General features: G+C 67.9%; 2 protein-coding genes. One reads left to right on the top strand and one right to left on the bottom strand.

Annotated elements, in window-relative coordinates:
* Positions 1-111 precede the first annotated feature (111 nt).
* A complete protein-coding gene (locus tag ACGFYQ_RS42220; RefSeq protein ID WP_393752685.1) occupies positions 112-483 on the top strand; it encodes a DUF6896 domain-containing protein in 372 nt (123 codons plus the stop codon).
* Positions 484-488: 5 nt separating this feature from the next.
* Here ACGFYQ_RS42220 and ACGFYQ_RS42215 read toward each other — a convergent pair.
* Positions 489-1297 (bottom strand): IS5 family transposase gene (locus tag ACGFYQ_RS42215; protein ID WP_393752683.1). Its coding sequence is split into 2 segments (ribosomal slippage): positions 489-958 and positions 958-1297, totalling 810 coding nucleotides; the frame shifts between segments, so codons are not numbered across the junction.
* Positions 1298-1366 lie beyond the last annotated feature (69 nt).

Below are 1366 nucleotides of genomic sequence, written 5' to 3'. Positions count from 1 at the left end.
TTCAGAATGCCGCCCTGCGGAGACGCTGTCGGCCCCGTGAAACAATCCCTTCAGTCACAGGCTCAGGGGGGATGACGCCGTATGGAACGGGTTGGGGCTGCGAGAGACCTCGTGCTCGGTTACGTCCGCGCTCTGAACGCGATTGATGAGGCCATGAGGGTGGCGATCCCCTCGCTTGAGCGACTGGCGGACGTCGTCGGCCTGGCCCGTGCGCGCCGGATCAGCCGGAGTGATGACATCGGCACCTACTCCTACGAGGTTCATGGGGCAGGGTGCCGCTTCGTGAGCGACAACGGCACTGAGGTCGATGTGGACTTCGCAGCCGACGGGAGCGAAGTCTTCGACCTCTGGCGGCTGCGCGGGTACGGGCTGAGCCTGCCGGAGCCTCTTGACGTCACGGATCAGGACCTGCGGTCCGCGGTGCGGTCGCTGCAACCGCTTCTGAATGAGGTGCGGCCGGGATGGTTCAGCGTAGCCAACTGATCTTCTCAGGATGAGGTTCGTACGCGGCGGAGGCATATGAGGCTGCAGGCCAGTTCGAGCAGGCCCTGGTGGAGGTCGGCGCGTCGTTCGTAGCGGGTGCGGAGCCGTTTGAACTGGTGCAGCCAAGCGAAGGCGCGCTCGACCACCCAGCGCACTTTGCCCAGTCCGGAGCCGTGGGCGACACCGCGTCGGGCGATCATCGGCTTGATGCCTCGCTTCCACAGCAGGCGGCGGTACTTGTCGAAGTCGTAGCCCCGGTCCGCATACAGGCGCCGGGGCCTGCGGCGAGGACGTCCCCGAAGTCCACGGATCGACGGGATGGCGTCCAGCAGCGGCAGGAGCTGGGTGACATCGTGCCGGTTCCCGCCAGTCAGCGTGACGGCGAGCGGGGTTCCGTGGCGGTCGACGATCAGGTGGTGCTTGGAACCGGAACGGGCGCGGTCGACGGGCGAGGGGCCGACGTGATCCCCCCTTTGAGAGCCCGGACGTGCGACCCGTCCACGGAGCAGTCGTCCAGGTCCAGCAGGCCGGCCCGGCGCAGCTCGGCCAGCAAGGCCGTGTGCAGGCGTGGCCAGACGCCGGCCTCGGTCCAGTCCCGCAGCCGACGCCAGGCCGTCACACCGGAGCAGCCCACCGTCTCCGCGGGAACATCACGCCACGCGACACCCGTCCGCAGTACGTACATGACGCCGGCGAGGGCCACTCGGTCAGGAACGCGCAGCCGCCCGGGATAGCGGCGGCGCCGCTCAGGAGCGGGCGGCAGCAGCGGGGCCACCCGCTCCCACAGGTCGTCAGGAACAAGATCAGCACGCACTCCGGACACCCTGCCGACCAAGATCGTTGAGCGCAAGACCGCAGCTCGACTCATTCTGAAACGATCAGT

The sequence above is a fragment of the Streptomyces sp. NPDC048258 genome (genome assembly GCF_043201995.1).
Taxonomy (GTDB): domain Bacteria; phylum Actinomycetota; class Actinomycetes; order Streptomycetales; family Streptomycetaceae; genus Streptomyces.
The sequence above is the reverse complement of the archived record's forward strand: the minus strand, read 5'-3'. Positions and strand labels throughout refer to the sequence as shown.